The 24,419-nt window shown below is 60.0% G+C and carries 32 protein-coding genes and 1 pseudogene; 20 read left to right on the top strand and 13 right to left on the bottom strand.

Annotation, left to right across the window (positions count from 1 at the left end):
• The first annotated feature begins 51 nt into the window (after window positions 1-51).
• The 3 genes from OLZ32_RS20510 (at window position 52) to OLZ32_RS20500 (ending at window position 1,399) form a co-directional block, all read left to right on the top strand.
• Entirely contained in the window at window positions 52-768 is a 717-nt protein-coding gene (locus OLZ32_RS20510) for an SOS response-associated peptidase (protein WP_017990687.1), read from the top strand.
• Between the two features lie 74 nt (window positions 769-842).
• Window positions 843-1,163 (top strand): hypothetical protein, encoded by a 321-nt coding sequence (locus tag OLZ32_RS20505; protein WP_003546261.1) that lies wholly within the window; start codon window positions 843-845, stop codon window positions 1,161-1,163.
• Complete coding sequence (locus OLZ32_RS20500; RefSeq protein ID WP_264397327.1) at window positions 1,160-1,399, top strand: hypothetical protein; 240 nt, start codon at window positions 1,160-1,162, stop codon at window positions 1,397-1,399. Before OLZ32_RS20505 ends, OLZ32_RS20500 begins: the two co-directional genes overlap by 4 nt.
• A 25-nt stretch (window positions 1,400-1,424) precedes the next feature.
• Here OLZ32_RS20500 and OLZ32_RS20495 read toward each other — a convergent pair whose 3' ends face one another.
• Window positions 1,425-2,252 (bottom strand): oxidoreductase, encoded by an 828-nt coding sequence (locus OLZ32_RS20495; RefSeq protein ID WP_264422342.1) that lies wholly within the window; start codon window positions 2,250-2,252, stop codon window positions 1,425-1,427.
• A gap of 79 nt (window positions 2,253-2,331) precedes the next feature.
• On the opposite strand from OLZ32_RS20495, the gene OLZ32_RS20490 reads away from it, so the two are divergent.
• Window positions 2,332-3,270: an AraC family transcriptional regulator gene (locus OLZ32_RS20490; RefSeq protein WP_264422340.1), complete on the top strand. Its 939-nt coding sequence runs from the start codon at window positions 2,332-2,334 to the stop codon at window positions 3,268-3,270.
• 8 nt (window positions 3,271-3,278) lie between these two features.
• On the opposite strand, the gene OLZ32_RS20485 is transcribed toward OLZ32_RS20490, so the two are convergent.
• Entirely contained in the window at window positions 3,279-3,881 is a 603-nt protein-coding gene (locus OLZ32_RS20485; protein WP_105005308.1) for a TetR/AcrR family transcriptional regulator, read from the bottom strand.
• A gap of 51 nt (window positions 3,882-3,932) precedes the next feature.
• Here OLZ32_RS20485 and OLZ32_RS20480 point away from each other — a divergent pair, with 51 nt between their 5' ends.
• From OLZ32_RS20480 to OLZ32_RS20465, 4 genes are all read left to right on the top strand, one after another.
• On the top strand, window positions 3,933-4,382 hold the full coding sequence (locus OLZ32_RS20480; protein ID WP_064249756.1) for a VOC family protein: 450 nt from the start codon (window positions 3,933-3,935) through the stop codon (window positions 4,380-4,382).
• Window positions 4,379-4,798 (top strand): nuclear transport factor 2 family protein, encoded by a 420-nt coding sequence (locus OLZ32_RS20475; RefSeq protein WP_264422337.1) that lies wholly within the window; start codon window positions 4,379-4,381, stop codon window positions 4,796-4,798. Before OLZ32_RS20480 ends, OLZ32_RS20475 begins: the two co-directional genes overlap by 4 nt.
• 14 nt (window positions 4,799-4,812) lie before the next feature.
• Window positions 4,813-5,286 carry a nucleoside deaminase gene (locus OLZ32_RS20470; protein ID WP_264422334.1) on the top strand — a complete coding sequence of 158 codons (474 nt, stop codon included), beginning with the start codon at window positions 4,813-4,815 and terminating at the stop codon, window positions 5,284-5,286.
• Window positions 5,287-5,421: 135 nt separating this feature from the next.
• The gene (locus OLZ32_RS20465) at window positions 5,422-5,898 is read left to right on the top strand and encodes a hypothetical protein (RefSeq protein ID WP_264397333.1); all 477 of its coding nucleotides are present in this window, start codon (window positions 5,422-5,424) and stop codon (window positions 5,896-5,898) included.
• Between the two features lie 104 nt (window positions 5,899-6,002).
• On the opposite strand, the gene OLZ32_RS20460 is transcribed toward OLZ32_RS20465, so the two are convergent.
• Window positions 6,003-6,884 (bottom strand): dienelactone hydrolase family protein, encoded by an 882-nt coding sequence (locus OLZ32_RS20460; protein WP_264397334.1) that lies wholly within the window; start codon window positions 6,882-6,884, stop codon window positions 6,003-6,005.
• A 703-nt stretch (window positions 6,885-7,587) separates the two neighbouring features.
• On the opposite strand from OLZ32_RS20460, the gene OLZ32_RS20455 reads away from it, so the two are divergent.
• From OLZ32_RS20455 to OLZ32_RS20430, 6 genes and pseudogenes are all read left to right on the top strand, one after another.
• Complete coding sequence (locus OLZ32_RS20455; RefSeq protein WP_003546281.1) at window positions 7,588-7,824, top strand: spike base protein, RCAP_Rcc01079 family; 237 nt, start codon at window positions 7,588-7,590, stop codon at window positions 7,822-7,824.
• 77 nt (window positions 7,825-7,901) lie between these two features.
• Window positions 7,902-8,177: pseudogene (locus OLZ32_RS20450) on the top strand (hypothetical protein); the annotation flags it as partial.
• Window positions 8,178-8,199: 22 nt separating this feature from the next.
• Window positions 8,200-8,409 (top strand): hypothetical protein, encoded by a 210-nt coding sequence (locus tag OLZ32_RS20445; RefSeq protein ID WP_264422379.1) that lies wholly within the window; start codon window positions 8,200-8,202, stop codon window positions 8,407-8,409.
• A complete protein-coding gene (locus OLZ32_RS20440) occupies window positions 8,406-10,013 on the top strand; it encodes a hypothetical protein (RefSeq protein ID WP_264422332.1) in 1,608 nt (535 codons plus the stop codon). Before OLZ32_RS20445 ends, OLZ32_RS20440 begins: the two co-directional genes overlap by 4 nt.
• Before the next feature lie 16 nt (window positions 10,014-10,029).
• Window positions 10,030-10,458, top strand: coding sequence for a DUF1515 domain-containing protein (locus OLZ32_RS20435; RefSeq protein ID WP_131713697.1), 429 nt, complete (start codon window positions 10,030-10,032; stop codon window positions 10,456-10,458).
• 126 nt (window positions 10,459-10,584) lie between these two features.
• On the top strand, window positions 10,585-10,770 hold the full coding sequence (locus tag OLZ32_RS20430; RefSeq protein ID WP_003546334.1) for a hypothetical protein: 186 nt from the start codon (window positions 10,585-10,587) through the stop codon (window positions 10,768-10,770).
• Between the two features lie 645 nt (window positions 10,771-11,415).
• On the opposite strand, the gene OLZ32_RS20425 is transcribed toward OLZ32_RS20430, so the two are convergent.
• From OLZ32_RS20425 to OLZ32_RS20400, 6 genes are all read right to left on the bottom strand, one after another.
• Entirely contained in the window at window positions 11,416-11,616 is a 201-nt protein-coding gene (locus tag OLZ32_RS20425) for a hypothetical protein (RefSeq protein WP_003546336.1), read from the bottom strand.
• Window positions 11,617-12,022: 406 nt separating this feature from the next.
• The gene (locus OLZ32_RS20420; RefSeq protein WP_003546338.1) at window positions 12,023-12,205 is read right to left on the bottom strand and encodes a DUF3606 domain-containing protein; all 183 of its coding nucleotides are present in this window, start codon (window positions 12,203-12,205) and stop codon (window positions 12,023-12,025) included.
• A 221-nt stretch (window positions 12,206-12,426) separates the two neighbouring features.
• Entirely contained in the window at window positions 12,427-12,663 is a 237-nt protein-coding gene (locus OLZ32_RS20415; protein ID WP_003546340.1) for a hypothetical protein, read from the bottom strand.
• A 287-nt stretch (window positions 12,664-12,950) separates the two neighbouring features.
• Window positions 12,951-13,283 (bottom strand): hypothetical protein, encoded by a 333-nt coding sequence (locus OLZ32_RS20410; RefSeq protein ID WP_319641124.1) that lies wholly within the window; start codon window positions 13,281-13,283, stop codon window positions 12,951-12,953.
• Between the two features lie 78 nt (window positions 13,284-13,361).
• Complete coding sequence (locus tag OLZ32_RS20405; protein ID WP_003546348.1) at window positions 13,362-13,625, bottom strand: DUF1488 family protein; 264 nt, start codon at window positions 13,623-13,625, stop codon at window positions 13,362-13,364.
• A 140-nt stretch (window positions 13,626-13,765) separates the two neighbouring features.
• Entirely contained in the window at window positions 13,766-14,065 is a 300-nt protein-coding gene (locus tag OLZ32_RS20400; protein ID WP_003546351.1) for a hypothetical protein, read from the bottom strand.
• A gap of 302 nt (window positions 14,066-14,367) precedes the next feature.
• Between OLZ32_RS20400 and OLZ32_RS20395 the strand changes: the two genes are divergently transcribed.
• Together OLZ32_RS20395 and OLZ32_RS20390 are read left to right on the top strand one after the other, a co-directional pair.
• A complete protein-coding gene (locus tag OLZ32_RS20395; RefSeq protein ID WP_003546353.1) occupies window positions 14,368-14,772 on the top strand; it encodes a hypothetical protein in 405 nt (134 codons plus the stop codon).
• 72 nt (window positions 14,773-14,844) lie between these two features.
• On the top strand, window positions 14,845-15,219 hold the full coding sequence (locus OLZ32_RS20390; protein ID WP_264422378.1) for a hypothetical protein: 375 nt from the start codon (window positions 14,845-14,847) through the stop codon (window positions 15,217-15,219).
• Window positions 15,220-15,361: 142 nt separating this feature from the next.
• Here the strand turns inward: OLZ32_RS20390 and OLZ32_RS20385 are convergent, their stop codons facing one another.
• Window positions 15,362-16,867 carry a DegQ family serine endoprotease gene (locus OLZ32_RS20385; protein ID WP_017990720.1) on the bottom strand — a complete coding sequence of 502 codons (1,506 nt, stop codon included), beginning with the start codon at window positions 16,865-16,867 and terminating at the stop codon, window positions 15,362-15,364.
• 551 nt (window positions 16,868-17,418) lie between these two features.
• Here OLZ32_RS20385 and OLZ32_RS20380 point away from each other — a divergent pair.
• On the top strand, window positions 17,419-18,456 hold the full coding sequence (locus OLZ32_RS20380) for a LacI family DNA-binding transcriptional regulator (protein WP_032986544.1): 1,038 nt from the start codon (window positions 17,419-17,421) through the stop codon (window positions 18,454-18,456).
• A 148-nt stretch (window positions 18,457-18,604) separates the two neighbouring features.
• Here OLZ32_RS20380 and OLZ32_RS20375 read toward each other — a convergent pair whose 3' ends face one another.
• Entirely contained in the window at window positions 18,605-19,534 is a 930-nt protein-coding gene (locus tag OLZ32_RS20375; protein ID WP_264422327.1) for a LysR family transcriptional regulator, read from the bottom strand.
• Window positions 19,535-19,645: 111 nt separating this feature from the next.
• On the opposite strand from OLZ32_RS20375, the gene OLZ32_RS20370 reads away from it, so the two are divergent.
• Both OLZ32_RS20370 and OLZ32_RS20365 read left to right on the top strand, forming a co-directional pair.
• Window positions 19,646-20,245, top strand: coding sequence for an NADPH-dependent F420 reductase (locus OLZ32_RS20370; RefSeq protein WP_003546380.1), 600 nt, complete (start codon window positions 19,646-19,648; stop codon window positions 20,243-20,245).
• A 97-nt stretch (window positions 20,246-20,342) separates the two neighbouring features.
• Window positions 20,343-21,263 carry a LysR family transcriptional regulator gene (locus OLZ32_RS20365; protein WP_264422325.1) on the top strand — a complete coding sequence of 307 codons (921 nt, stop codon included), beginning with the start codon at window positions 20,343-20,345 and terminating at the stop codon, window positions 21,261-21,263.
• 1 nt (window position 21,264) lies between these two features.
• Here OLZ32_RS20365 and OLZ32_RS20360 read toward each other — a convergent pair whose 3' ends face one another.
• Window positions 21,265-22,218, bottom strand: coding sequence for an NmrA/HSCARG family protein (locus OLZ32_RS20360; RefSeq protein WP_264422323.1), 954 nt, complete (start codon window positions 22,216-22,218; stop codon window positions 21,265-21,267).
• Between the two features lie 266 nt (window positions 22,219-22,484).
• Window positions 22,485-23,459: a quinone oxidoreductase family protein gene (locus tag OLZ32_RS20355; RefSeq protein ID WP_264422321.1), complete on the bottom strand. Its 975-nt coding sequence runs from the start codon at window positions 23,457-23,459 to the stop codon at window positions 22,485-22,487.
• Window positions 23,460-23,528: 69 nt separating this feature from the next.
• Between OLZ32_RS20355 and OLZ32_RS20350 the strand changes: the two genes are divergently transcribed.
• On the top strand, window positions 23,529-24,395 hold the full coding sequence (locus tag OLZ32_RS20350; RefSeq protein ID WP_264422319.1) for a LysR family transcriptional regulator: 867 nt from the start codon (window positions 23,529-23,531) through the stop codon (window positions 24,393-24,395).
• The last annotated feature ends 24 nt before the right edge of the window (window positions 24,396-24,419 follow it).

Here is a 24,419-nt window from a genome sequence, read left to right as displayed (position 1 = left end):
CGGATACCCAGAACATAATCAGAACACCTAATATGTGGGATGGAGTTCTGGATGTGCGGCCGCGTCTATATCAAGACCTCGCTTGAGGAGCTGGTGCGCAATTTCGCCTTCGCGGAGCGAGGCGCGATCGATGCGCTCGGGAACCGATTTCCGCGCTACAACGGCGCGCCGACGCTGGATTATCCAATCATCATTCGCGACATGGTCCGCGAGCCTGAAATCATGGGGCCGGTGTTCGCCTCGGCGCGCTGGGGTCTGATGCCGGCATGGATGAAGCCGGGAGGGCGTCCGCCGCCAATCAATGCGCGCTGTGAGGGCATCAGTACCAACGGCCTGTTCCGCTCGGCCTACAGGTCGCGCCGTTGCCTGGTGCCGATCAACGGCTTCTTCGAATGGAAGGATATCTTCGGCACGGGCAAGAACAAGCAGCCCTATGCGATCGCCATGGCTGACGGCTCGCCCTTTGCGCTCGCCGGCATCTGGGAGACGCGGCGCGACAATGACATAGAGACTCGGAGCTTCGCAATTGTCACCTGCGAGCCGAATGAGATGATGGCACAGATCCATGATCGGATGCCGGTCGTCCTGCATCGTGAGGATTATGAACGCTGGCTGTCGCCGGAACCCGATCCGAACGACCTGATGAAGCCGTTCCCGGCGGAACTGATGACCATGTGGCCGATCGGCCGCAATGTGGGTTCGCCCAAGAATGACACGGCTGACATCATCGATCCGATTGACCCCGATCCGGAACCGACGCTGATCTGAATTCACCGGCTCGGGCGGGAGCCATCCATCAACCATGCGGTCAAAGAGAACCTCGCGAGAGGACAGGACGACGCATGCCAGAACAAATCACATGGAAATCGTGGGAACATGTCAGCGGCCGGGAAATCAAATACAAATGGCGGCACGCCTGGAGGGAGAAACCTGGCGACGATTACGTCGCTTTTGACGGCGATACCCAGATCGGAAGGATATTCCGGTCACAGGCAGGCGGAGGGATCGATAATCGATGGTTCTGGATCGTGGCGACAGACGGCAACCATCGATTGGATTGGCCGTCGGCCGGATACGAGGACAGTGCCTATGTCGCCTCAAGGCGGCTGGAAATGATCTACGAGAGCATCAAAGGCGGGAAACCAAGGACGGCGCACCCATGAGCATCGAAGGCCATTCGAGTGCGCCGGGGGCGAATGTGATCGTTGAACATTATTGCGAGCACCGGCTTGCCGACGGCACAGGCTGCAAGGAATGGGGAGGCTGGGGCCACAGCCCATCGCCGGCCGTGCCAACGTGCTGGTGGTGTTTTGAGCATTTCCCGCATAAATCATACGAACAGGAACAGGCACTCAGGCGGAAGCCGGAGGCGGCCGAGGGTGGGAAAATCACCCAATGAAGGCTGGCTGATTGATGTTCCGCCATCAGCCGTCGGTCGAGACGGTGACGGATTTCCACGCCTCGATCTCTTGCTGCAGGCGAACGATCCTCTCCGACACATGCCTGAGGGCGTCGCTGCCAAGCAGCAGCTGCGGCGGCGGATTATCGGATTCGATGAGCTTCAGAACCGCTGCGGCCAATTTGGCGGGATCGCCGAGCTGCTTGCCGCTGACGGCCTGTCGCGCCTCGCGTATCGGGTCGAACAGCCCATCATAATCGGCGATCGACCGCTCCGTGCGGACCATCGATCGCCCGGCCCAGTCCGTCCGGAAGGAGCCGGGGCAAAGGGTTGTCACATGGACGCCGAACGGCGCCATTTCCGAACGCATCACTTCCGATATGCCTTGCAGCGCAAACTTGCTGCCGCAGTAATAGGCGATGCCGGGCATGGTGATCATGCCGCCCATCGACGTGACGTTGACGATGAACCCTTGGCGCCGCGCGCGAAACCGCGGCAGAAATGCCTTGGCGACGGCGACGGCGCCGAAGACGTTGACCTCGAACTGACGCCGCATCTCTTCGATCGGCGACTCCTCGAGCACGCCTTCATGGCCGTAGCCGGCATTGTTGATCAGCACGTCGACCGGCCCATGCTCCTCCTCCGCCTGGTCGACGACATCATCGATACGGTCGAACTCAGTGACGTCGCAAAGGACCGGCCGCATGCCAGGCAGGGTTTTGGCAAGCGCTGTCAGCGAGGTTTGCGAGCGCACGGTGCCAATCACCCTGTGGCCCGCCTGAAGCGCCGCGGACGCAATGGCGAGCCCGAAGCCGGAATTCGATCCGGTGATGAAGAAGGTCTTTCGTGACATCAGCGATATTCCTTGATTGAGGATAGGATTTGACAAATAGTATGAAGAATCACGTGTTTCGATGGCGGATTCTCTCAATATGTTGCCAAATCCTATGCAAGGTAATCGCGGCCCATCCAGGCGAGGGGAGATGGTCGCGCTGGCCGGACGTCTCGCCCCCCGTCACGGATACAATCCGACCGCGCTCGCTCCCGTCCGCATCCTGCGCACCGAAGCCGTGCTCCACGACATCCCGGTGCTCTATAGACCGGGCGCGGTTTTTGTCTTGCAGGGCAGCAAGCAGGGCATGCTCGAAGGCGAAGTCTTCCTCTATGATGAGGAGCATTATCTGGCGGTGTCGCTGCCCGTCCCATTCCGGATGACGTCGACGGCCAGTCCCGAGCGGCCCTTGCTCGCGGTCTATGTCGAGTTCGATATGCAGATGGCGGCCGAGATCGCACTGCAAGCGGAAAAACATGCCGAACTGCCAGGCGACGAGCCGAGAAGTCTCGTGTCGAGCAGGATGTCTGATGATATCGAGGATGTCCTGCTGCGCCTGCTGATGACGCTATGCAGCAGCGTCGAGACGGATGTGCTTGGCGCCGGCATTCTGCGCGAACTGCACTACCGCGTCCTGGTCGGTCCGCAAGGCGGTGCGATGATCGCTGCCCTTCAGCAGAGAGGCAGATCCGGAAAAATCATTCAGAGCCTGGCCTGGCTGCGGGAAAACTATGGCCTGGAGATCGCCGTTACCGATCTGGCAAGGGAGGTGGGGATGAGCGTTCCCTCCTACCACGTCCATTTCAAGGGTCTGACCGGCAACAGTCCGATGCAATACGTCAAGGCGATGCGCCTTCACGAAGCAAGATTGATGATCGCCCGCCGGACGAGAACGATCGCCGAGGTCGCGGCTTCGGTCGGCTACGCCAGCCCGGCGCAGTTTAGCCGCGATTTCAAACGGCATTTCGGGCGTACGGCATCGGAAGAGATCAAGTGGGTCCAGCGCCATCTTGGCGAACTGGGTGACGATCACGGCTAAAGCATGTCTCACGCGCCCGACGGTGCAACGGCCCGCAACGCGGTCCTGACGATCGCATCGCCGAACTCCGGCGAGACCGGGCGATGGCCGACCAAGAGCCGGAAGAAGACCGGTCCGTAGATCATGTCGAGCAGCGCCTCCATATCAGGCGGCGGAACGATCTCTCCCCGAGCCAGAGCCTCCTCCAGGATGACCCGACCGGCGTTGCGGCTCGACAGGATCACCTGATTGCGGAAGGCCTTGGTGAATTCGCTTTCCGGGTCGGCGGCCGCAAGTGCCATCGTGATCTGCCGTCCGCGAGTGCTCGCAAAGGCAGTCACCAGTCCGCTCATCTGCGCGCCGAGAGCCGCCTGCGCCGTGCCCCCTCCAACCTCCGCTTCCGGTAGCCGGTTGACCAGGAGAGCGGCCATCGCCAGTTCCTGCGCGTTGGCCCAGGAGCGGTAGATCGTCGGCTTGCCGACACCGGACCGTGCCGCCACCGCTTCGATCGTCATGCGGCCAAAACCTTCGGCCATCAGGATTTCATGGGCGGCCTCCAAGGCACGCCTCTGCGCGGCAGCGCTTGGCGGCCGCCCTCGTTTCTTCGGTGTTGCATTACTCTCTTGACTCATAACTTTACGATACGTAACGTTAATAAAGGACCCAGTCAAGGAGGATCATCCATGCCGAGTTTTGCCCGAAAAGTGAGCGCCTACTTCATCGTCAAGGATGCGGCACGGGCCATCGACTTCTACAAGGAGGCTTTCGGCGCCACGGAAGTCTTCCGCATGACCGATCCTTCGGACGGACGGATCGGCCATGCCGAGCTGCGTTTCGGAGAGACACTGATGATGTTGGCAGACGAATATCCGGACTTCGGCGCCCTGTCTCCCGATGCCGTCGGAGGCTCGCCGGTGACCTTCCACATGGACACGGTGTCGACCGACGCAGCACTGGCGCAGGCGCTGTCGGCCGGGGCGACGATGTTGCGCCCGGCGACCGACCAGAGTTTCGGCGAGCGGGTGGCGCAGGTGCTTGATCCCTTCGGTCATCGCTGGATGTTGTCGCAAACCATCGAGCAGGTCACGCCTGAGGAGATGCAACGCCGCTGGAACGAGGACATGTCGGCGTGAGTGCCGCAGCCTTTGAAGCGCTCGAGGAGGCTGAGCGCGCCTTCAACGCGGCGATGGTTTCCAACGATCCCACCCAGATCGCCGCCTGCATCACGCAGGACTGGGTGCTGGTGACGCCTGAGCGGGGGCCCATCCCTGCACAGGCTATTCTTTCGGCGATCGGATCCGGTGTCTTGAGCCATGACACGATGACCAAGACGACGCATCACGTCCATCTGCTCGGCAATGTCGCCACGGTTACCGGTCGCGGGCAGAACACGGGCATGTTCCGTGGCGAACCGATATCAGCCGACGAATGGATCACCGACGTCTATCACCGGGAGGGTAACAGGTGGCGGTGCGTACTGACCCACCTCACCCCTGTTTGCAGCCCCTTGGAAATCCCTCCGATTCAAGACAAGATCATCCCGCTCTAGCTGGGGGGACTCTGATGGAAAACCACGAGCCGTTTTTACGCGAGGCGATTGCACTCTCGAAATCCGCGCTGGAAAACGGCGACGAACCGTTTGGCTCGGTGCTGGTGAAGGACGGCAAAGTCATCCTGCGCGCCGAAAACAGCGTCTTCACCGGCCACGATATGACCAACCATGCCGAGATGAACCTGGTCAAACTGGCGGCGCAGCACTACGACACTGCTTTTCTCGCCGGCTGCACGCTCTACACCAGCACGGAGCCCTGCGCGATGTGCTCCGGGGCGATTTACTGGTCGGGCATCGGACGCATGGTGTTTGCCTGCTCCGAAACGCGGCTTAGCGAGATCGCCGGGATCGGGTTGAGCGTGCCGAGCCGGGCGGTGCTGCAAACCGGCGCGCGCAACGTCACTGTGGTCGGCCCGACGAACCTCGAAGACGAAGCCGCCGAAGTCCATCAGCAATTCTGGCCGAAGCATCTGGGCAAGGCTTAGAGCCTCATCAACAGCTCCTGAACCTAGAACAGAGTGAGAGCCTGACGTCGCGTGAAAACCGCGCACACTTTCGGCATCATACTCTGGCGCCATTGCCTTGTTTTCTCCGGCATCTGAACTACGGTGCCGGTGGACATGGAAGGCGCAAAAGTGACCAAGAAAAACCGTAGCAAAACGCGGTCGGGACAACACACCGCCGACGCTCCAGCGGTCGATGCGTTCACCCGGAGCGCGCTTCCGTCGGATCTGACGTGGCTGCCGGATATGATGGCCGTTGGAAAGTCACCGCTTACCGCTGAAGCCTATGTAGAGGCCTATCTCGCTGATCCCGGCGAGTGGTATTGGACGACGATTTTACTGCACGATCCGAGAGAGATCGTCTTGAAGCGAGTGCTTGCCATTATCGAGCAAGCCCAATTGCCTCGCCACGAAAAGGCGCTCGGTCAAGTGGGCGCCGGCCCGCTCGAAGACATGATGTCGGAAGACTTGCTGGATCGTCTCCAACATTGGCTGCCCTTCACGCCGGCCATGCGCCATGCGCTCAGTCAGGTCCGAATGTCCAGCGAACCTCCTGTCTTGCAGCAGCGGCTGAAGGCCATGCTCTCGCGGTAGCGCCTTCACCGGCGGCGGGCATGGATCCCGGGCTCGAGGCCTGGGATGACGGAGGGTAGGGGCGCGTTTACCATATTGCCGGCGACGCGCTCCGAGCCCGGACGTCAATTCGCGATGTAGTTTCGAAGGAATGTGCGAACGCTGCGGATCGACTTTTCGGCGGCGTCTGGATTGTATTTTTCGATGTGCCCCAACACCTTCCTTCCCACCTTGAACTCCGGCGCATCGAAATCGTGGTAGGTACCCTTGTAGATATTGAGCTCGATGGGCGGGCTATCGTCACTCAGACGGGCAAGCCTCTTTCGGCATCGGTCGGCCGGGCTCCAATTGTCTCGTTCGCCAGTCAAAATCAGGATCGGCACCGTCGCATCGCCCTGAGTTGCCGCGCAGAGGGGATAGTAGGCAACCGCTGCCTGGAATTTGTGGTCCATCAGCTGTTCGTTGCCTTCGATTTTTGTCCCCTCCAGCGTCGCCGTGCCGCCCGTCGAAAAACCCATCAAGGCAACGCGCCTGATATCGACATAGCTTTGTTTCGATAAAAGATTCAAAGCGCCATAGGCGTCGAAGACGCGATCGGGGAGATGGCTTCGACACGGGTCTTTGATGTTGCGGGTGGTGAAGCTATCGACGACCAGCACGACATAGCCCCATGAGACCAGCCGTTTCGGCCAGAGGTCTTTGATGCTCAGGCGCATACCTTCGCATCCATGCAGGACGACCACCGCCGGGAAGGGGCCATCGCCCCGGGGGCGGGATAGATATCCGAGCAGTGGTGTGCCTTGCGGTTGAGAAAGAATTTCTCCCTGTTCCCTGGCCTTGCTTATTCGAAACGGGCTTAGCTTTACGGGCGCGCTTTCGAAGTGAACCAGTTCGTCGGCATCAGCCCGGTTTCCAGCGATCGCGGCGCTGAGAAAAGCGACAAGGCAAAGAAAAAGTCTCGTGGTTTTCACTGAACTTCTCCACCGTTTGATGAACAGCCGGCTCATTGTACGCCGGACCTGAAGGCTCGCAAAGTGGTGAGGGGTTCGGCCGCCGGTTGGGGCGGGAAGGGTGGAGTTCAAATTAACCGCAGCTGCGGTTCGAAGCCCTTGATCACCCCCCGGCACATCCGTTAAGACTACCGTAAATCCAGGCTGCGAAATTTGAATTCAGAGGTGATGTCGACCAAGTCGCCGCCGCCCTCCGATCCTACGCGCCATTCGCCAAGGCTTGCGTCACTGAGCCACCACCGCGGGTTTGCCACAAAGCTAACCCCTTGCTCCGTCCTCCTCGGGCTTGACCCGAGGATCCACGCAGGCCTCCATCGGCAGCGGCATGGATCCCAGGCTCAAGGCCTGGGATGACTGAGAGTGGGGAGCGCGTTTTGCCAAATCCGTCGTCGGCGCGGGTAGAGCGATCTGGCACCATTGTGTCGAGTTGGCTCGATTTCGAACTGGCACGAGACGCACAATCAGTTCTTGATCACCCCCTGACACATCCGCTATGACTACCGCAAATCCAAGCTGCGAAATTTGAATCCAGAAGGGGATGTCGACCAAGTCGGCGCCGCCCTCCGATCGGTGTGTCTGTCACCGTCCGGCCAGCTTCCCCAGATCATCGTTGATCCCCCATCCTCTTCCGCCTGACCGCTCATCTTCGATCACATCGGATCGGGCCGGGTGGCGCTCGCCTCTTCCAAGGAGAACTGCAATGGACCCTTCGATTGCTCCGGCCTCGCGGGCCGCAGTGGTGACGCCGAACGATACTGCCATTGTCGGTGCGCGCGCGCTTTATATCGGCACGGCGGGCGATGTTGCCATTGCGCCGCGCCGGGACATGGATCCGGTCATCTTCAGAAACGTGCCTGCCGGGACGATCCTGCCGGTTCATGCCGCCATCGTGGCACTGACCGGGACCACGGCATCCAATATCGTCGCGCTGTTCTAGAAGCCTCCAGAAGGCGGGCCATATGGGCAGACCGATCAAGTTCACTCAGGCGATTGCCGACAGGATTTGCGAGCGCATATCCCTCGGCGGCAAGGCAGGCGCGCGCCGGCTACGTCCTCCTGGCCGAGAAGAGCGCGGCGGAAGCGAGAGCCGCCGAGATGGAGCGGCAGCGCAACGCGGCGGCCAAGGCCGGCGAAGAGCACCGCAAGCGCCTCGCCGCCGCAGAAGCCGCCGAGCAGGCTGCCAGAGACACACTCGAAACCGAGATCCAATCCTATGAGCTTCAGCTTTCGGAAAAGAACCGCGCTTGCGCTGTCACTGCTGCTGATCGTGACTGGCTGCTCCGCCACTGAGCGCTTGAACAAGGCTGCGGCGATGAAGGGGCAGGCGGCGGCCGGCGTCTCTCTGCCGCAGTTGCCGGACGATCTCCGCCGGCAGGAAGCGCATGCGCCTGTTGTCGAAGGCGAGCCCGTCATCGCCATCCTCGCCCGCGAGCGCCAGGCGCTCGACCGCGCCAATGCCCGCCAGGGGCGCACCATCCAGTTCTACGACGACCTCACCAGCACGTACGGAACACGCCGATGATGAATGCCATTTCGCTTGCCGTGACGAAGCCGATGGGCGGGGCCCTTGCGATACCTCCGCCATGGGTTCCGGATGCCAGCCGCTATATGCCGGCCGCCACCGGCACCCGCTGGCCGGCGGGTTTCACGCAAACTTACGCGGCCGACCTGAACTATCAATGTTCGAAGCTGTTCTTCGGCTCACCTGACTACGAAACCAACGATTTCCTGATTCCTTTTGTGGGTTTCGGCTGCACCGAGGGCGGCCTTGCGCCGCAAGAGACGATCTTGCCGAATACCGATATTGCCATCGATGAGGTGTTCTTCATTCACCCGGATGGCACGGAATACCCGGTGCTCTTCGGCGGCAACGCGGCCGCGACCGTCACGGCGTCGACCGGCATTGTCTACGGGCAAGTGACGCTGCCAAGCGTCCTGCCGGCCTGGTCTGTCTTCGGCATCCGAACGGTATGGCACGGTACGGTCGGGCAGACCTATATTGGCGGCTATCGCTGCCAGCGCCATCGGGGCGAAAAATATTGGGCCGCCGCCGATCTGACGTCAATTCGGGCGTTGGCCCTGGCGAACGGGGCGAGCACGCCAGCCCGCGATACGTTCTATAATACGGTCGGCAATGAGAGCAACTCGCAGCCTCTTGCCTATGGCCCTGCAATGGTTCTGGCCAAGGGGTGGGACGGCCGGCCGGTTCCGATGGTCCTGTCCGATAGCCTCATCGAGCGCCAGGAGATTGCCGCCACGGCCGATGCCAGGCGCAATATGGGCATGTGGCTGCGCTGGCTTGATGTCCGAGATCCGGTATGGGGCAGTATCATACCCCTCGTCATGGGCGTCCCCGGCTCGAAGTCGGTGCAGGAACTGGCGACGTCGGCAACCAAGCGCTGGGCCATGATCGACGCGATCCGGGACACATACAACGGCGGCAAGAATATCTGGACGTTCGTTCTCGACCAGTCCGGCCGCAACGATAACAGCGCCACGCCAAGCACATGGTCGAACGCCAAGCTCGGCCTGGTCGACCGCGTCAAGACGCGCTATGGGGCGGGCATCCATGTCGTCGGCGTCACCATAATTCCGACCATGACCGCTTCGTCGGACAGCGGCCGGACGGTCGCGGGCTATACCGTTCCCGTCTTGTGGACAACCACCTTGGCGACGGTGAACAACACCATCAAGGCAAGTTCTCGTTACGCCAAGGTCATCGATCAGCTGCTTGCCTTCACGGCGGACACTGATCCGACGAAGTCGCCGGCCGCTGAAATGTTCCCGCTCGGAAACGTCGTCGGGCATCCTGGAAATCAGGACGGCGTGACGACGTGGGACACGATCAAGCTGCCGGCTTCGGTTCCGAACGGCACTCGCATCATGTTCGAATATCAGCCTGGTCTTTGGACATCGAGAACCACCTACGACCGCGTCGACAATGGCGATGGGACGGCGGACTATAAGGTCATTGAAGTCTTTGCCACCAATGTCCAGGACAATGCGGCGCTGCTCGCCCACGGCATGAACCTCGACGTTTCGTCTTATGTCCATCCGGTGCTGCAAGGGATCTTGCGATTTGTCAGCCGCTTGCCGCAATCCGAAAAGCTGAAATTTTACCCCTAGGCGAGCACCGAAAGAGATGACATCCAATGACGATATACTCCGCGCCCTCGGGCGCGTCGAGGGCAGGCTGACAGGCATCGAGGAAAACGTCGCGCTTCTCCGCAACGAGGTCAGCGACGAAAAGGCCAACGCCCACGACAGCCGCGCCGTGATCCACAAGCGGCTCGACGAACAGGCCAGACAGATCGCCCATCTCGATACCAGGGTGGCGATCAGCGGCGGCGCGGATGTGCATATCCGCGAGGAGATCAAGAGCCTCAAGGAGACCGTGGAGAAGAACCAGGAGGCGGTGGGGCCGGCGCTTGAAGAGTGGAAACGGATGAAATCGATCGGCTACGGCATTTCAGGCCTGATCGCCTTTGCCGGCCTGACGATCGGCGGGATGATTGCCTATGCCAGCGACGGCGCGGTGGCGGCGCTTCGGCATTGGTTGAAGATCAATTGATCGACGAGCACCAGGGCGTCAGCAGACTCACTCGCCCCAAACCGAAGTAAACAAACCCTTAAATTTTAGGCTTCCCTAACGAACAAATCTGCGCCCTGTTGGTTTTCCTCTCAGGAGGAAACAGACATGAAGAGCATGAGCAATCGCCAAGTTCGCATTCCCGGCCCGCGAGAGCACGACGTTGCGGAGCATTGCCGCAAATTCGGCATCGGCCCGGCCGAGGAGAAGAAGCTGAAGAAACTTCTCGGGTCGCGGGCGCCGCTGCATGAAATCCAGGCCAATGCTCCGCCGCGCCAGCCAAGGTGGCGTTAGGCGGGAGACGTGCGAAGCGGTTCCCCGGGAATTACATTATACAAAAGGTGAGAGCGGTTCAGTCCATGAAAGCTGAACCGCTCTCATTCGTGAAGAGGTCGCGGAAGGCGGCGCATATGATCGGCTCACGCCGCATTACGGCATTGATTCAAAGATTGAGCGAGACGAAGCAGCGTCGCGGAGGCGTAAGACAAAGGCCTTATCGCCTGGATTCTAAATATCGATGGCGTTGAAGATGTGGGCCGAATGCTCGGTTCGCTCCGCTTCGAACCGCTGAAAGCCCCGCTCCAGCGGGGTTTTTCGTCGGCGTTGTGATGTGGCTGTCGATTTTCGCCCGACGGGAGCTTGTCGGTGTGACCGTCGCAACGTGCCCGGGCAGGTTGTCGATGAGCCTTCGGCGGATTTTTCGGGTTCGCGGTGCAGTCGTTCTGCCGGGAACTTCCGGCAATATCAGGGGTTTTGCCGGCGGATCGCGCGGCAGGTCTCGTCTCCTGTACCACTGCTACCCCTGCAGTTGCTGCGCGGTCCACTTCAAACAGTTCACGGAAGGACTTTGCTCCCGGCTATCGGCAGCGGGCGAAGCCATGTTTGTCATCCGTCACCTGCAATGGCTCAAGAAGGCACAGCTGCGCGCCCGCAAGCGTGTCAAAGCCGTGGTTGCCGCGACAGCATCAGGATGTAGTCATCGGCGATATCGGCAACCACCATGGCGGCTTCCGCGGCCGTGTATCCTCTGCCGATGGCGTCGCTGACGATCTTCATCACGGCCGGTTCAAGCGCTTCGCGGCAGTCGGACAGGCTTTCGACATGCGGGCATTTTGCCCGAAATTCCAAGACGTTGTTCATGGCGCACCCTCCATTCGATTGAGCTCGGGCCCTATGAAGGCAAGCCGGCCTCTCCGCAAGAAAAGCGGGCCACGGTTCCGGCGAGCTGCTTCAGGAACCAGAAGTGTTATCGTGACGCTACGATGGCATAGGAGTCGATGTATTCAAGCGTATGCTGATATTAAGGTAAGCCAGTAGGGTTAATTCGTCCATCGATGTTGCATCGTGGCATCGAAAGCATGCAAAGCCAGCCGCGGCTAACGCATCGGCCGGAAAATCGGAATCGATTTTCGGAAGCGCAATGCGTCGATCCGAAGTGTTGCAGCGTCCTTTGCGCGTCTGAAAAGACGCGCGGCGCTGTCATGCATGTCGCCCAAAACTGTGCGGCGGTTTTGGGACGACGGCATGCATTGACGCCTGCGCGGCTTCAGACGCTGATGCGCCGGCCGGCCTTGTCCGCCTCTTTGCGATTGGCGCCGTGCTTTTCGATGATGTCCTTGGCATCCTCGTTGGAAATGCGGTGTTTTTTCGCGAAATAGATGACGTCGTAGGGCGCGTCAGCCACGGACGCTTTGGCGGGCTGGGCCTTTTTCGTTGTGTCATTAGTCATGTTTTTTCCTTTCAAGGCAATGTTGCGCCGGACATCAGCTGATGTCGCCACGCGTCACCGCTGGAACAGGATGATGTCAGGCCGTGTCGGCTCGAAATCTGAATGCTGTTCCAAATTATAGAGTTAGAGCACGGTGTCTTCCGAAAACCGCTCACACTCATGCTCTGTCGGCTTCGGACCGCGTCAAACCGGCATCGGTCGAAGAATTGGCTTCGCGCCGTTTATCGATGCGCTCGGGCCGTCTTGTGTTTTTCCCAGATCTGCGTCGCCTGCGCAGCCATGCCAGTCTTGTGGAAGCGCAGCAGGTGAAGTCCTTCGTTCCGTCGTTTTTCGTCGAAGGCGCTGTTTTCGTAGTCGGAGCCTTCGATGATCTTCTCGCTTTCGAGAACGGTCTTCAATTCCTGCACGTAGTGTCCGGTAATGTTGAAAAGGGCTTCATTTTCAGGTGCGTCTGTCATCGTTTTCCCTGTGGGTGGTCGTGTGGCATTGAACGCGATGCTGGTTCAGCAAGCCGCGTTGGTAAGATGCATCAAGCAATCCGCGCCCCTATGGGAAGGCTGGTATCGGACAGCGCTTAGCCGTGTCTGTCTGGAGTTCCATATATCGTGCAGCAAAGCCGCGCCGAGAATCGATGGTAGAGGCGCGGCATGTCTGAAGACGGCACCTTAAACCACTTGGCTTCCCGATACCACGTCAATCGAAATATCGAAGGTGAACAGACGGCAAGGCTGTCTCGCTCTCCGCCTTAAGGCAAGCAATCCGGGTTCCCGCTGTTTGCTGAAGCAGGAGAGACCAGGTGTAGATGCATGCTGGTCTTGCCGGGCGGGTCGCAAGCCTGGCGGACCTCGGGGAGGGCCATGCTTTCATTCAGCATCGCTTCGATCAGCTTCAGGCGGGCGAGTTTGCGTCGTTGATAATCGTAGAGCCTGTCCAGCAGTGCGTAGGCAGGTCCCGCGGGTGCACCTTTGAGCGATAGTGTCCGGATCACCCTTTCCTGGTCGGCAATGCGGTGCGCAGCCTTCGCGATATGGCGACGTGCCAGCTTCAGGTCTTTCGGGCGATATCGCGTACATACCATATGCTTTGTTCCTCGTGTCATGCGGCAGTGCGGGACGATGGCTGTGTCAGCGCGCCGGCGCCATGCGCCTTCCAGCCATCAGCGAAAATCTGCGGCCGTCAGCGTGAAGTTGTTTCCGCGTCGATGCTGATAGGCTCTCGATGCGGCCTCCTGAATGGAAGAGCGCGCCGCATCAAAAGCATTGAGATAAGCGGCCTCGGAAGAGTTCTGGGTGATCGCGCTGCCGAGCGCTGCTTCTTCGACCAGAAACCTGACCTCGAACATGCCGTCATAGCCGGTGAAGCGGACGCCTTTTCTCGCTTCGTCGAAGCTGCGGCTTCTATTGGGGAAAATAAGTGTCATTGCGATTATCCTTGGAAGTGGGCGCGGCCGATCTGCGGAACTCGGGCACCGGTGGTGATGATGGATGCACGAGGGAGCGAATAGCTTGATGCCGGATGTCCAGCGATCAGCCTGCCTGCATGTCCGGGCGTCGGCAGATCTCAGTGGATGGTCTGCACGATAACCCGGTTTTCAAGCAAGGCTTCCGATGTCTTGATCAATCGCATCGTACCTCTGATAACCTCATCGGAATAGAGCGAATCCGCACGGGAAATTTCGTCCGTCATATCGCGGAGAACCTTGTTGATCTCCAGCAGAGGCGGCACGAATTCCACCAATCCGGCGGCTGCCAGCCCGTGCGTTAGGCGCGCGATCGCCTCTCTGAGGTGATCGACCAGCGCACGCCTTTCCACCGGCAATGCCGACGGCTTTGTGAGGGTCGCTTCATCGTTGAACTGCATGATGCGTACCCTCCTTTAGCTAAAATGGGTTCCGCCACGGCATTATCAATGGCGGCTGCCGAATGAGGTTGCGGTCAGCCGGCAATAAGCGCAAGCTAATTTATCGGCGGGCACGATACGGGCACCGCTGCTTGGGGCACGCCAGTGATGCTAGAACAGGATGATTTTAGGCCGGTCGGCCTAAAATCTGAATCCTGTTCTACATTATATCGTTAGAGCATGATGTCGTCCGAAAACCGCTCACACTTTTCGGCATCATGCTCTAGCGCCAGTGAACCCTAGCCCCAACGAAGGAGGACGTCATGTCTTCCACGTCAGATCAGTTTTTCGAGATTGCCAATTTGAGAATGCTCGATCGTATTCTGCGAAAGGCCGGCTTTCGCGGCGGCGAAACCCACGCCGCCGATGAGGGTGAGATCACCGCCACAAGTTTCCTCATTGGTTGTTTCCAGATGGGCATCGTCGATGAGGCCGCGTTGAGGTCGTCGCTGAAAATGTATCTCGCGACACAGTTGAGTTCAGGCCCGCTTCCGCAGGCAATGGAAGACGGCTCCTTTGCCCGATGGCAGGATGACGGCGGTGCCCCGGTGAAAGCCCATCGGATCGCGCGGTATACGGCGTCCGGGCGGGCGGACGCATCGCTGCGGTCCTCAGGCTATCGTTTTCCCAAAACCAGGCTGCCTGAACGAGTGTCCGAGATCCCGTGAACGAGCCTGCTGCGATGTCGCCGGCACCCCTCGATCGATCGTCGCGATGACATGACGAACAAGGAAGAAGACATGTCTGGGATTCCCGCCGATCAAAAGGACAGGGCCAGGAAAAGCAAAATGATCGCCTTCTTGCGGAAAATCGCAACCTTAAGCCCGACTGCAGACGATCTCATAGCGCAGGCGCGTCAAGCGCGGTCATCGTCAGCGGAGGAGGGGATCGATAGCGCTGATAAGCAAGCCTATGGTCTGGCGCGGCCACACAAAGGTCCGTTCGATAACGCGACGGCATTCAGTGCTTCCACCTACGACCATGATCTCCCGACGCGGCAGCAATTGGAGGCCGCGCAACGCAGCCAATCCGACGCGATAAAGCGGCAAGAGGCAAACCGCCAAAAGGGCAAATCCCGCGTGCGCGCAAAGACAACAAAGCTGAAATCACCCTGAGGGGGAAATAAGAGCGGAGCGGACCTGCGTCCTATTGGATTTCTTCGCCGGCGGAGCGAAACTGGCTTCCAGGCCTATCCGGTCCGGTTCGTCGAAAAGCCCGCTTTCACGGGCTTTTCTCTTTTCGCGAGATCATGTCTTTTCAGGCTGCGGCAAAGGGCACGGCGACGAAGGTCTTGTTGCCGTCGCGTTCGACAAGCAGCAGCACCGACTTGCGCCCGGCCTTGCCGGCGTCTGCAATCGCAGTCTTGACGTCGCGGGCGTTATGAACAGGTCTGTCGTTCACCGAGACGATGACATCGCCCGACTGGATGCCGGCGGCAGCCGCCGATTTGTCAGGATTGACGTTGGCGACCACCGCGCCGCTGACCGAGCGCGGCAGGTTGAGCTCTTGGCGCACGTCGGGTGTCAAGTCGGCAAGGCCGATGCCGAGGCTTGGCTGGCCGATGCTCTGGCCTTGGGCGTCGGGACTTTCCGCTGCGGCCTGCTTCTGGCCTTCCTCGTTGGTGCCGACGGTGACGTTGAGATCGATCGTCTTGCCGTCGCGCCAGACGCTGAGGGCTTCCTTGGCGCCGGGCGAAAGGTCGGCGACCAGGCGCGACAGGTCCTTCGGCGTCTTGACGCTCTCGCCGCCGACTGACGTGACGATATCGCCGGGCTTCAGGCCGGCATGGGCGGCCGGCGTATCGGCGGTGACGGCGGCAACCAGCGCACCACCGGTTTTATCAAGGCCGACGGCATCGGCGACGTCCTTGGTGACCGGCTGGATCTGCACGCCGAGATAGCCGTGATCGATCGAGCCGTCCTTCTGCAGCTTGGCGACGATCGCCTTGGCCTCGTCGGAGGGGATGGCGAAACCGACGCCGACGCTGCCGCCGTTCGGCGAATAGATGGCGGTGTTGATGCCGACGACATTGCCGTTGCGGTCGACGAGCGGGCCGCCGGAATTGCCATGATTGATCGGCGCGTCGATCTGGATGAAATCGTCATAGGGCCCGCTGTGCAGGTCGCGGCCGCGCGCCGAGACGATGCCTGCCGTCACCGTGGTGCCAATACCGAAGGGGTTGCCGATCGCCAGGATCTGATCGCCGAGCTTCAGCCTGTCGGAATCGCCCCAGGCAATGGTCTGCAGCGGCTTGCCCGCCTGGATCTTCAAGACAGCGAGGTCGGATTTCGGGTCGGTGCCGATCAGCTTGGCCGGCAGTTCCGTGCCGTCGTCGAGCGTCACCTTGATGTCGACGGCATTGTCGATGACATGGTTGTTGGTGACGATCACCCCGTCGGGGCTGATGATGAAGCCGGAGCCGAGCGCCATCGCCTGCTGCGAAGGCCGGTTTTTCGGCGCCTGGCGCGGCAGCGGGATGCCCTGATCCTCGAAGAACTGGCGGAACTGCTCGTCCATCGGCGACTCCTGCTCTCCGGCGCTGACATCGGTCGCCTTCATTGTCGTGGTGATGGTGACGACGGCAGGCTTGTCGGCATCGACGATGGACGCGAAGGAGCCGCTGGGGGCGAGAACGCCGCCGGCGTCCGAAGGTGCGGCAACGGCGCTGGAGGCGTTGATGGTGAAGGGCAGGCATGCCGCGCCGGCGATGATGGCGGCCCCGACAAGGGCTGCGGTGCGATGGTTGCGGAGAATGTGTGACATGGTGGTGATACCTTGGGGCGGGGGTCTCTTGCGAGAGCGTTGGCTTTTGATGGCGTCGCGGTTCCATGTCCTGGGACCTGGCGTCGGATGGCGTTGGACGCCAATTCCTCTCCTCGCAGCGCAGTCGTCGAGGGGCGGCGACCGGGCGAATGGAAGAATTCGCGCTCAAGATTCATATGATCGCATCAGGTGGATTTACAAATTAAAGTTTGATCATGTTTATATTGCCGATTTGTAAGATATGACTGGAATTTAATCTTCGCTCACCCAGCGTTTGAGCGTCTCAAAAAGTCCGGCCTGATTTTGCTTCGCTTGGCGTCCTCCGCGATGTTTTCATTCGAAAATAAATGGACTTATTCCCGGAAGGGGTGATCCGTTCGCCGCATGCATCCGTAATTTTCCGACAGACAATCTTGTTGCTCTTTCCGGACGTTATATTCCCGGATCCTGTTGCGAATATAAAATGTTAGTAGACTCTAAATTATTTCTTCTTCAGAAAGTAAAAACCGCGAATCGAGGGCAAGCGAGTCTCGCGGGCGACGTATAGGGCGATGAGGGCAGCAGTGGAGCGGGGGCGGAAAGCCAGGCGCGGCGCGCAGGTGAAGTTGAGCGATGTGGCGAAGAAGGTGGGGGTCAGCCCCATCACGATTTCGCGCGCGCTTCGCAATCCCGAAATCGTCTCGGAGGATCTGCGCCAGACCATCCTGCGCACGGTAGACGAGATGGGGTATATCCCCAATCTTGCCGCCCGGGCGCTGGCCGGCCGCCACAACGGAACTGTCGGCGTCATCACGCCCGCATTGCACCAGCACGGCTTCGCCGGCCTGATGCTCGGCATCGAGGATCGCTTGCGCGCCACCGAATTCGGCGTGCAGTATTCCAACACGCTCCACCATGCCGACGGCGAGGCCGGTCAACTGAAATCCTTCCTGATGCAGAAGCCGGCGGGCGTCATCATCGCCGGCGCCGAATCCTATCACGATCTTCTGCCGCTGATCGAAAATGCCGCCTGTCCGATCGCCCATATCACCGATCTCAGCCAGGAGCCGGAAAGGCTGGTTGTCGGCCTTGACCATCATGCGGCAGGCGCCGAACCCACCCGCTTCCTGCTGTCGAGGGGCTATCAGAGGATCGGCTTCATCGGCGGCGGCACGGATGTTCGCTCCCGCCGCCGCAGAGAGGGCTATGAGGCCGCGATGCGCGAAGCGGGCCGTTTCGATCCCGATCTCGCCATCGGCGCGGATGCGGCCGGCACCACCGGTCTCGGAAGGGAATTGTTGACCCGCCTGTTGGCGCGCGTGCCCGATATCGATGCCGTCTTTGCCCAGAACGACGAACTGGCGCTTGGCGTGCTCATCGAATGCGGCGTGCGCGGCATCCGCGTGCCGGAGAATTTCGGCATCTGCGGCTTCAACGATCTGGAATTTTCGGCCTTCACCGAGCCTTCGCTGACGACGGTGCACATACCGCGCTACGAAGTCGGCTACCGCGTCGCCGATATGCTGCTGCGCGCCGTCCGCAGTGAGCCGCCCGGCGAAGAAAAGGTCGATTGCGGCTTCTCCGTCATCCCACGCGGCTCGACGCGCTAGAGCGGTTCAGCTTTTCATGGAAACGCAGAACCGCTCTAAGTTTTTGTTTTTACGCAATTCCGTACGGAAAACCGCTTCATATTCCTGGAATTGCTCTGGCGCGGCTTGACGAGGCAACCTGGTACGATCTGCCAGCTTTGTGCCGATATCAGCCCAGTGTTCCTGCAAATCGCTCCGGCCACCGCTCACGTTGAAAAACCTCCGTCAGGAAGTCGATGAACACCCTTGTCTTGGAGGGCAGCAGGGTGCGGTTTGCATAATAGATCGAAATCGGGCCTGCATCGGCATACCACGCCGGGATCAATCGGATCAGCTCGCCGCTCTCCAGATAGGCAAGAGCATCCGCCTTGGCGATCATCGCGACACCAAGGCCGAGAAGTGCTGCGGATCGCATTGCCGCGGGATCGTTGACGACGATCGTCTCTTTCAAGGCCGCAGGCTGCTCATCTCCGGCAAGATTGCGCATCTGCCGCTGGTGAATTCGACCCGTCCGCATCGAGCGCATGACGATACCATCGAGTTCGCGCAGGCCGGACGGATCATCAGGCGGAACCCGATCGCCCATATATCCTGGTGATGATACGGGAATAATATGAGCAGGCGCCAACGCCCTGGCGATGATGCCGGGCGTCAATTCGAACCCTCCGCCGATCGCAGCATCATAGCCCTCGGCGATCAGATCGACCTGTCTGTTTTCGAACATCCATTCTGGCCGGATCATCGGATATCGCCGCATGAACTCAGGCAATAGCGGAAGGATGTAGCCGATGCCGAGTGTCGGGCTCATGCTGAGTTTCAGCACGCCGGATGGTTCTGACTGTTCGTTCGATGCCTCCGAGATCGCTCCCTGAAGGCTGTCCAGATGGTCACGGATTGAAAGCAGAAAGCGCTCGCCTGCTTCCGTGAGCGTCAGACTTCGGGTGCTTCGTTGAAACAGCCTGAGTTTCAGGTTGCCTTCAAGGGCTGCGACATTGCGGCTGACCGCCGCTGGCGTCAGGCCGAGCCGTCGTGCCGCCGAGGAGAAGCTCCCAAGCTCGGCGCTGCGCACGAAGGATTCCAGGTTTGCAAGCGTCTCCATGCCATGGCTTTCAATGAATGCTTGAAATTGATAACAGGCAATTCCGTCTAATCACAAGGGAATAACGAGGCGATATTCGCTCCATCGAAACCAAACAATGGAGTTATCGCAATGACCATCGGTATCATTGGCGCCGGCAAGATCGGCTCCGCCTTCGCCCGAGCCCTTGCCCGCAACGGCATCGCTGCCACGATCTCAAACAGTCGCGGCCCTGACACATTGCGTGATCTGACCGAGGAGCTGTCGCCGCACATTACGGCGGGGACGATCGAACAGGCGGCGAAAGCCGACCTCGTCCTTGTCGCCGTGCCCTGGTCGAAGCTTCCCAAGGCATTAGCGGGCCTTCCCGATTGGGCGGGCCGCATCGTGATTGACGCCAACAATCCGATCGAAGGACCGCTGTTCAAACCGGCCGAGCTGAATGGCCGCCTGTCGACGGAAGTCTTCGCGAGCCTGGTGCCCGGCGCTCGCGTCGTGAAGGCATTCAACCATCTTCTGGCGCATCTGGTTTCAGCCGATCCCCGCGCCGAGGGCGGCAGCCGCGTGCTCTTCTATTCCGGCGACGATGCCCAATCGAAGGCCGAGGTGGGGGCGCTGATCTCCAGACTGGGCTTTGCCGGCATCGATCTCGGGCCGATTTCGATCGGCGGCAAGCTCGCGCAATTCCCCGGCGGGCCGTTGCCCGTCCTCAACCTCGTCAAATTCGCATGAACAGCGATCGGCCGGATCAATCCGGCCGATCTGCTCGAACTAGGCACAGCCCAGATTATTCCCTATACCGAGGGAATGATGATCACTGTGCTGAAAAATGGATAATACGGGACTGTCTCTCGACAGAATGCGCACCTTTGTCCGCGTCGCCGAACGCGGCAACCTGTCGATGGTCGCAAGAGAGTTGGGTATCGGTCAATCCACCGTGACGCGGCACCTCAATGAACTTGAGGAGGCTGTCGGCGTCCCGCTTCTCAGCCGCACCACGCGCCGCGTAACACTGACGGACGAAGGTAGCCGCTATTATACCAACTGCCTTCAGATATTACGGCTGGTCGAACAGGCTGCCGAAGAAGCGAGAGATGCCCGTCAGGCCCCCGCGGGCGCTGTTCGGCTTTCCTGTACGGCAGCGCTCGGCGTGATGCACATCACGCGCCTGATCTTTGATTTCCAGGACAAGCATCCGGACATCCGGGTCGACATCAACCTGACGGACGAGCGTATCGACCTGGTTCGCGAAGGCGTCGACGTGGCACTCCGTCTTGGGCCTCTCGCCGACAGCGCGATGAAACTTCATGCGCTCGGAGAGAGCCATCGGCTGCTGGTGGGCGCACCGACCTATTTTTCCGTCCACGGACGGCCGGAGCGCCCAGCCGATCTGTCACGCTACGAAACCGTCGTGATGTCCAATGTGGCGGGAAGCGATCAGCTCGTTCTTTCCTCTCCCGATGGCACAAGCCTGATGATTCCCGTCGGTGGCAAGTTGCGCGTCGATCACGGGCTTGCGGCGCGCGAAGCCTTTGCCGCCGGACGCGGCATTGGTCCCGCACACCTCTGGTTGGTCCACGATCTTCTGGACGACGGCCAGCTCGAGGTCGTGCTTGGCGACTATCGTCCTTTACCGGTTCCGGTGAGCTTGCTGATCGTTCCAGAGCGTGCCGCCATTGCCCGCGTTCGGCTTCTCGTCGACTTTCTTGCCGCCGAGATTTCCAAATTGCCGGGAATCCGGCCGTCATGATTTAGAGTCCGAAGGACCGCTTATCGCCACGCCATCCCGTCGTTCGCAGATATTGTTCCCAGTTGAGTGTGTCGGGGTTCAGGCGAAGGCTCCATTCAAGATCGCGCTCCTTGCCGAAATAGCCATAGTCGACAGCATATTCGACCATCCCCAGAAGCTCTCGAACGAGAAGTTCGTTGGCGGCAAACTCTGGAAAATAGTGCAGCAGGCCATCCCGGGTGAAAGCGTTTCGATACGCGGCCTTGAGCCCGGTTACGCGCTGAAAGGTTTCGACCATCTCGCGCGGAGAAAGGATGTCGCCGACGATCGGCAGCGTTTTGCCGTTGTAGCGCTCGGGGTTTGAGAAAATTTCAAGCACGACCGGCCCGGTCGCCGTCAGCGGATCGACAAAAGGCGCTCGAAAATCTTCAGGAAGATAGACCGGCAGGAGCAGCGTATCGCCCTCCATGCGCGGCACATAATATTCGAGAAGATTGGTGTAGAAGAATGCCAGCATGACGAAGGAGTGAGAGATCGGCAGACCGCGAATATAGTCTGCAACGCGCGCTTTGTCGGTAAAATGCGGCGCATACTTCGTGCCGCTGGTGATCTTGTCGACATTCTCAAGAGTGCTGAAAACAATATGCCCGACGCCGGCCTCAACGGCGGCATCCGCCAGTTGCCGGCCGAGAGGGGCCTCGATTGTCTCCGGCGGGGCGATCGGCGGCGTCATCAGAAATGCACCGTCCGCGCCTTTGAAGGCAGCAACGAGGTCTTTCTGACGGCCAAGCTCAAGAGGGACGGCTACGATTTCAGCGCCGCGTTTCTCCAGATGCAAAGCTTCAGGCGAATCCTTTTTCCGGGTGAAAGCTCGCACCCGGAAACGTTGGCTCTGAAGGAGCGCCGCAGCGACGCTGCGCCCCTGTTTGCTCGTTGCACCGGCAATCGCGATCAGTGGCTTTTCATGTGCAGACATAGAGCTTTGAACCTTTCCCTGTCATTGACGCCGACTGCGGTGCCAGGCGTCATTTTGCGGGGAGGACGGTCGGTCTGTGCCGAGAGCCCACCTCAATGGCGGGCACCTTATCGCAACAGGTTCTACGGCTATAGATATCTGAAATACATAACATAATGCCATTTTTCGGATAAATGGCGCCGGCCAATCGCGTCGAAACCCGCACCGAGGACTGAAAGGCGCCGACAGCGATCCATGGACTCTGCCGGCGCTGTTTCTCTGGCTCATCAAGGGATCAGCAGGATACTGCCCGCCGAGCGTCCGGATTCCATCTCTTCGTGAGCCTTGGCAACCTCGGCCAAACGATATTCGGCGCCGATCTGCGAAACGATCCCTGTTTCCATCGCCCCGACTGCAGCCAGAGCAGCCTCGCGATATTGTCCGATGTCAGCGCACCAGGCCATGATGCTCGGATGGCAGAGTGCCTTGCCCGGGCGAAGTTCCTCGACGGGCACCGGTGGAATAGCACCGGCGGCCTGACCGATGGTGAAAGCCATGCCGAATGGGCGGACAGAGCGTATGCTCTTGAGAAGCGTGTCGCCGCCGATCCCGTCATAGGCGACGTCGACACCAAGCCCGTTCGTCAGCCGTTTCACCTCCGCGACGATATCGGCGCCTCGTCCAACGATAAGGTGGTCGGCTCCATAAGATGCGGCGAGTGCGGCCTTTTCGGAAGAGCCGACCGTCCCGATCACGGTGGCATCGAGCGATCTGGCCCAACGAACAAGGATACTCCCAAGCCCGCCCGCGGCCGCATGGATCAGAACCTGAGTTCCTGCGCGCACATCATAGGTCTTTTTCAACAGCATGTAGGCGGTCATACCTTTGAGCAGCGAACTCGCTGCCGTTTTCGCCGAAACGGCATCCGGAAGCTTGATCGCCCTTTCGGCGGCAATATTCCTGGTGGAGCGATAGGCGCCAACCGGAGGCCCGGCATAGGCGACGCGGTCACCTTTTTGGAACAGGGAGACGCCAGGACCGACATCCTCGACGATGCCCGCCGCCTCGGCGCCGATCACCGAGGGGTAGGACGGCATGGGGTAGAGGTCCTTTCGGTGATAGACGTCGAGAAAGTTGGTTCCGATCGCCTGATGACGGATTTTTATCTCGCCATGACAGGGAGGTTCTGAATGGTGATGCTCCTCGACATGGAACTGGGTGACGTCACCTGGGGCATTCAGCCATATGATTTGGTCGGTCATCTCTCGTGCTCCTTCATGGGCACAAATTAGGCGATGGCGTGATGTGTGAAAATTCCCTATTGCTTCACAATGATTGGGAGAGAATTCACAAATATCGACTGGGACGACCTTCGGCATTTCCTGGCGCTCGCGCAGTCGGGAACCTTGCTTGGGGCCGCAAAGCAGCTCGGCGTCGAACACGCGACGATCAGCCGGCGCGTTTCATCGCTTGAAGCCAGTCTCGGACGCAAGCTCGTAGACCGCCGCGGACGGCGCATCGTTTTGACCTCGGACGGAGAGCAGGTTGCCAGGCACGCAGCTCTTGTGGCAGTGCAGACCGCGGCAATCGAGCAGCTTGGCCGCAGCAGCGCCACGGAATTGCGTGGCCATGTCAGGATCAGCGCGCCTCCCGCTCTCTCAAGCGTGCTCCTGGCAAAACCGATCGCCGCCCTCAGACGGGACCATCCGGGTGTTGAGATCACGCTTGTTGGAGAAAAGCGCCTCGCCTCCCTGAACAGACGAGAGGCGGATATCGCCGTGCGAATGTCGCGTCCGGAGGACGGCGATTACTCTATCGTCAAGCTCGGCGAGACAAGCTTCCATCTCTATGCATCGAAGACCTATCTCGAAACGGTTTCCCCGTCGGAGTGGACCTTCATCGGTTACGACGAAACCATGAACACCTCACCGCAGCAACTGCAGCTGATCGAACTGGCCGCCGGCCGGCCGATCGCGGTGCGGTCGTCCGTCCTGGAGTTTCAGGCCGCAACCGCAAGGCTGGGCGCCGGTGTCGTCATGCTCCCCGATTTCGCCGTCCTGGAGTCCAGCGGTCTCCAGCGCATCGAGACCGAACGGCCTTTGACAAGAGAGGTCTGGCTGGTTGTCCATTCTGACATCAAAGACGTCCCCTCTGTCCGCGTCGTCGTCGATGCGCTGAAAAACGCTCTCGGGAAGTAGGCGCGCGGTGGTAAAGACGCCAGA

Origin of the sequence: Rhizobium acaciae, from assembly GCF_025941625.1 — a bacterium.
GTDB lineage: Bacteria > Pseudomonadota > Alphaproteobacteria > Rhizobiales > Rhizobiaceae > Rhizobium > Rhizobium acaciae.
The sequence above is the reverse complement of the archived record's forward strand: the minus strand, read 5'-3'. Positions and strand labels throughout refer to the sequence as shown.

What these genes read in the sequence shown, in the direction of transcription:
- OLZ32_RS20400 (WP_003546351.1), bottom strand. Translation starts at nt 14,065, where the DNA reads ATGCAGTTCAACGATGAAGCGACCCTCACAAAGCCGTCGGCATTGCCG.
- OLZ32_RS20490 (WP_264422340.1), top strand. Translation starts at nt 2,332, where the DNA reads ATGTTGCCAAATCCTATGCAAGGTAATCGCGGCCCATCCAGGCGAGGG.
- OLZ32_RS20460 (WP_264397334.1), bottom strand. Translation starts at nt 6,884, where the DNA reads ATGAGCCGGCTGTTCATCAAACGGTGGAGAAGTTCAGTGAAAACCACG.
- OLZ32_RS20495 (WP_264422342.1), bottom strand. Translation starts at nt 2,252, where the DNA reads ATGTCACGAAAGACCTTCTTCATCACCGGATCGAATTCCGGCTTCGGG.
- OLZ32_RS20440 (WP_264422332.1), top strand. Translation starts at nt 8,406, where the DNA reads ATGATGAATGCCATTTCGCTTGCCGTGACGAAGCCGATGGGCGGGGCC.
- OLZ32_RS20380 (WP_032986544.1), top strand. Translation starts at nt 17,419, where the DNA reads ATGAGGGCAGCAGTGGAGCGGGGGCGGAAAGCCAGGCGCGGCGCGCAG.
- OLZ32_RS20415 (WP_003546340.1), bottom strand. Translation starts at nt 12,663, where the DNA reads ATGACAGACGCACCTGAAAATGAAGCCCTTTTCAACATTACCGGACAC.
- OLZ32_RS20355 (WP_264422321.1), bottom strand. Translation starts at nt 23,459, where the DNA reads ATGACCGACCAAATCATATGGCTGAATGCCCCAGGTGACGTCACCCAG.
- OLZ32_RS20365 (WP_264422325.1), top strand. Translation starts at nt 20,343, where the DNA reads ATGGATAATACGGGACTGTCTCTCGACAGAATGCGCACCTTTGTCCGC.
- OLZ32_RS20505 (WP_003546261.1), top strand. Translation starts at nt 843, where the DNA reads ATGCCAGAACAAATCACATGGAAATCGTGGGAACATGTCAGCGGCCGG.
- OLZ32_RS20395 (WP_003546353.1), top strand. Translation starts at nt 14,368, where the DNA reads ATGTCTTCCACGTCAGATCAGTTTTTCGAGATTGCCAATTTGAGAATG.
- OLZ32_RS20500 (WP_264397327.1), top strand. Translation starts at nt 1,160, where the DNA reads ATGAGCATCGAAGGCCATTCGAGTGCGCCGGGGGCGAATGTGATCGTT.
- OLZ32_RS20445 (WP_264422379.1), top strand. Translation starts at nt 8,200, where the DNA reads ATGAAGGGGCAGGCGGCGGCCGGCGTCTCTCTGCCGCAGTTGCCGGAC.
- OLZ32_RS20510 (WP_017990687.1), top strand. Translation starts at nt 52, where the DNA reads ATGTGCGGCCGCGTCTATATCAAGACCTCGCTTGAGGAGCTGGTGCGC.
- OLZ32_RS20420 (WP_003546338.1), bottom strand. Translation starts at nt 12,205, where the DNA reads ATGACTAATGACACAACGAAAAAGGCCCAGCCCGCCAAAGCGTCCGTG.
- OLZ32_RS20465 (WP_264397333.1), top strand. Translation starts at nt 5,422, where the DNA reads ATGGAAGGCGCAAAAGTGACCAAGAAAAACCGTAGCAAAACGCGGTCG.
- OLZ32_RS20360 (WP_264422323.1), bottom strand. Translation starts at nt 22,218, where the DNA reads ATGTCTGCACATGAAAAGCCACTGATCGCGATTGCCGGTGCAACGAGC.
- OLZ32_RS20375 (WP_264422327.1), bottom strand. Translation starts at nt 19,534, where the DNA reads ATGGAGACGCTTGCAAACCTGGAATCCTTCGTGCGCAGCGCCGAGCTT.
- OLZ32_RS20370 (WP_003546380.1), top strand. Translation starts at nt 19,646, where the DNA reads ATGACCATCGGTATCATTGGCGCCGGCAAGATCGGCTCCGCCTTCGCC.
- OLZ32_RS20480 (WP_064249756.1), top strand. Translation starts at nt 3,933, where the DNA reads ATGCCGAGTTTTGCCCGAAAAGTGAGCGCCTACTTCATCGTCAAGGAT.
- OLZ32_RS20405 (WP_003546348.1), bottom strand. Translation starts at nt 13,625, where the DNA reads ATGACACTTATTTTCCCCAATAGAAGCCGCAGCTTCGACGAAGCGAGA.
- OLZ32_RS20350 (WP_264422319.1), top strand. Translation starts at nt 23,529, where the DNA reads ATGATTGGGAGAGAATTCACAAATATCGACTGGGACGACCTTCGGCAT.
- OLZ32_RS20470 (WP_264422334.1), top strand. Translation starts at nt 4,813, where the DNA reads ATGGAAAACCACGAGCCGTTTTTACGCGAGGCGATTGCACTCTCGAAA.
- OLZ32_RS20455 (WP_003546281.1), top strand. Translation starts at nt 7,588, where the DNA reads ATGGACCCTTCGATTGCTCCGGCCTCGCGGGCCGCAGTGGTGACGCCG.
- OLZ32_RS20485 (WP_105005308.1), bottom strand. Translation starts at nt 3,881, where the DNA reads ATGAGTCAAGAGAGTAATGCAACACCGAAGAAACGAGGGCGGCCGCCA.
- OLZ32_RS20385 (WP_017990720.1), bottom strand. Translation starts at nt 16,867, where the DNA reads ATGTCACACATTCTCCGCAACCATCGCACCGCAGCCCTTGTCGGGGCC.
- OLZ32_RS20425 (WP_003546336.1), bottom strand. Translation starts at nt 11,616, where the DNA reads ATGAACAACGTCTTGGAATTTCGGGCAAAATGCCCGCATGTCGAAAGC.
- OLZ32_RS20410 (WP_319641124.1), bottom strand. Translation starts at nt 13,283, where the DNA reads ATGGTATGTACGCGATATCGCCCGAAAGACCTGAAGCTGGCACGTCGC.
- OLZ32_RS20390 (WP_264422378.1), top strand. Translation starts at nt 14,845, where the DNA reads ATGTCTGGGATTCCCGCCGATCAAAAGGACAGGGCCAGGAAAAGCAAA.
- OLZ32_RS20430 (WP_003546334.1), top strand. Translation starts at nt 10,585, where the DNA reads ATGAAGAGCATGAGCAATCGCCAAGTTCGCATTCCCGGCCCGCGAGAG.
- OLZ32_RS20435 (WP_131713697.1), top strand. Translation starts at nt 10,030, where the DNA reads ATGACATCCAATGACGATATACTCCGCGCCCTCGGGCGCGTCGAGGGC.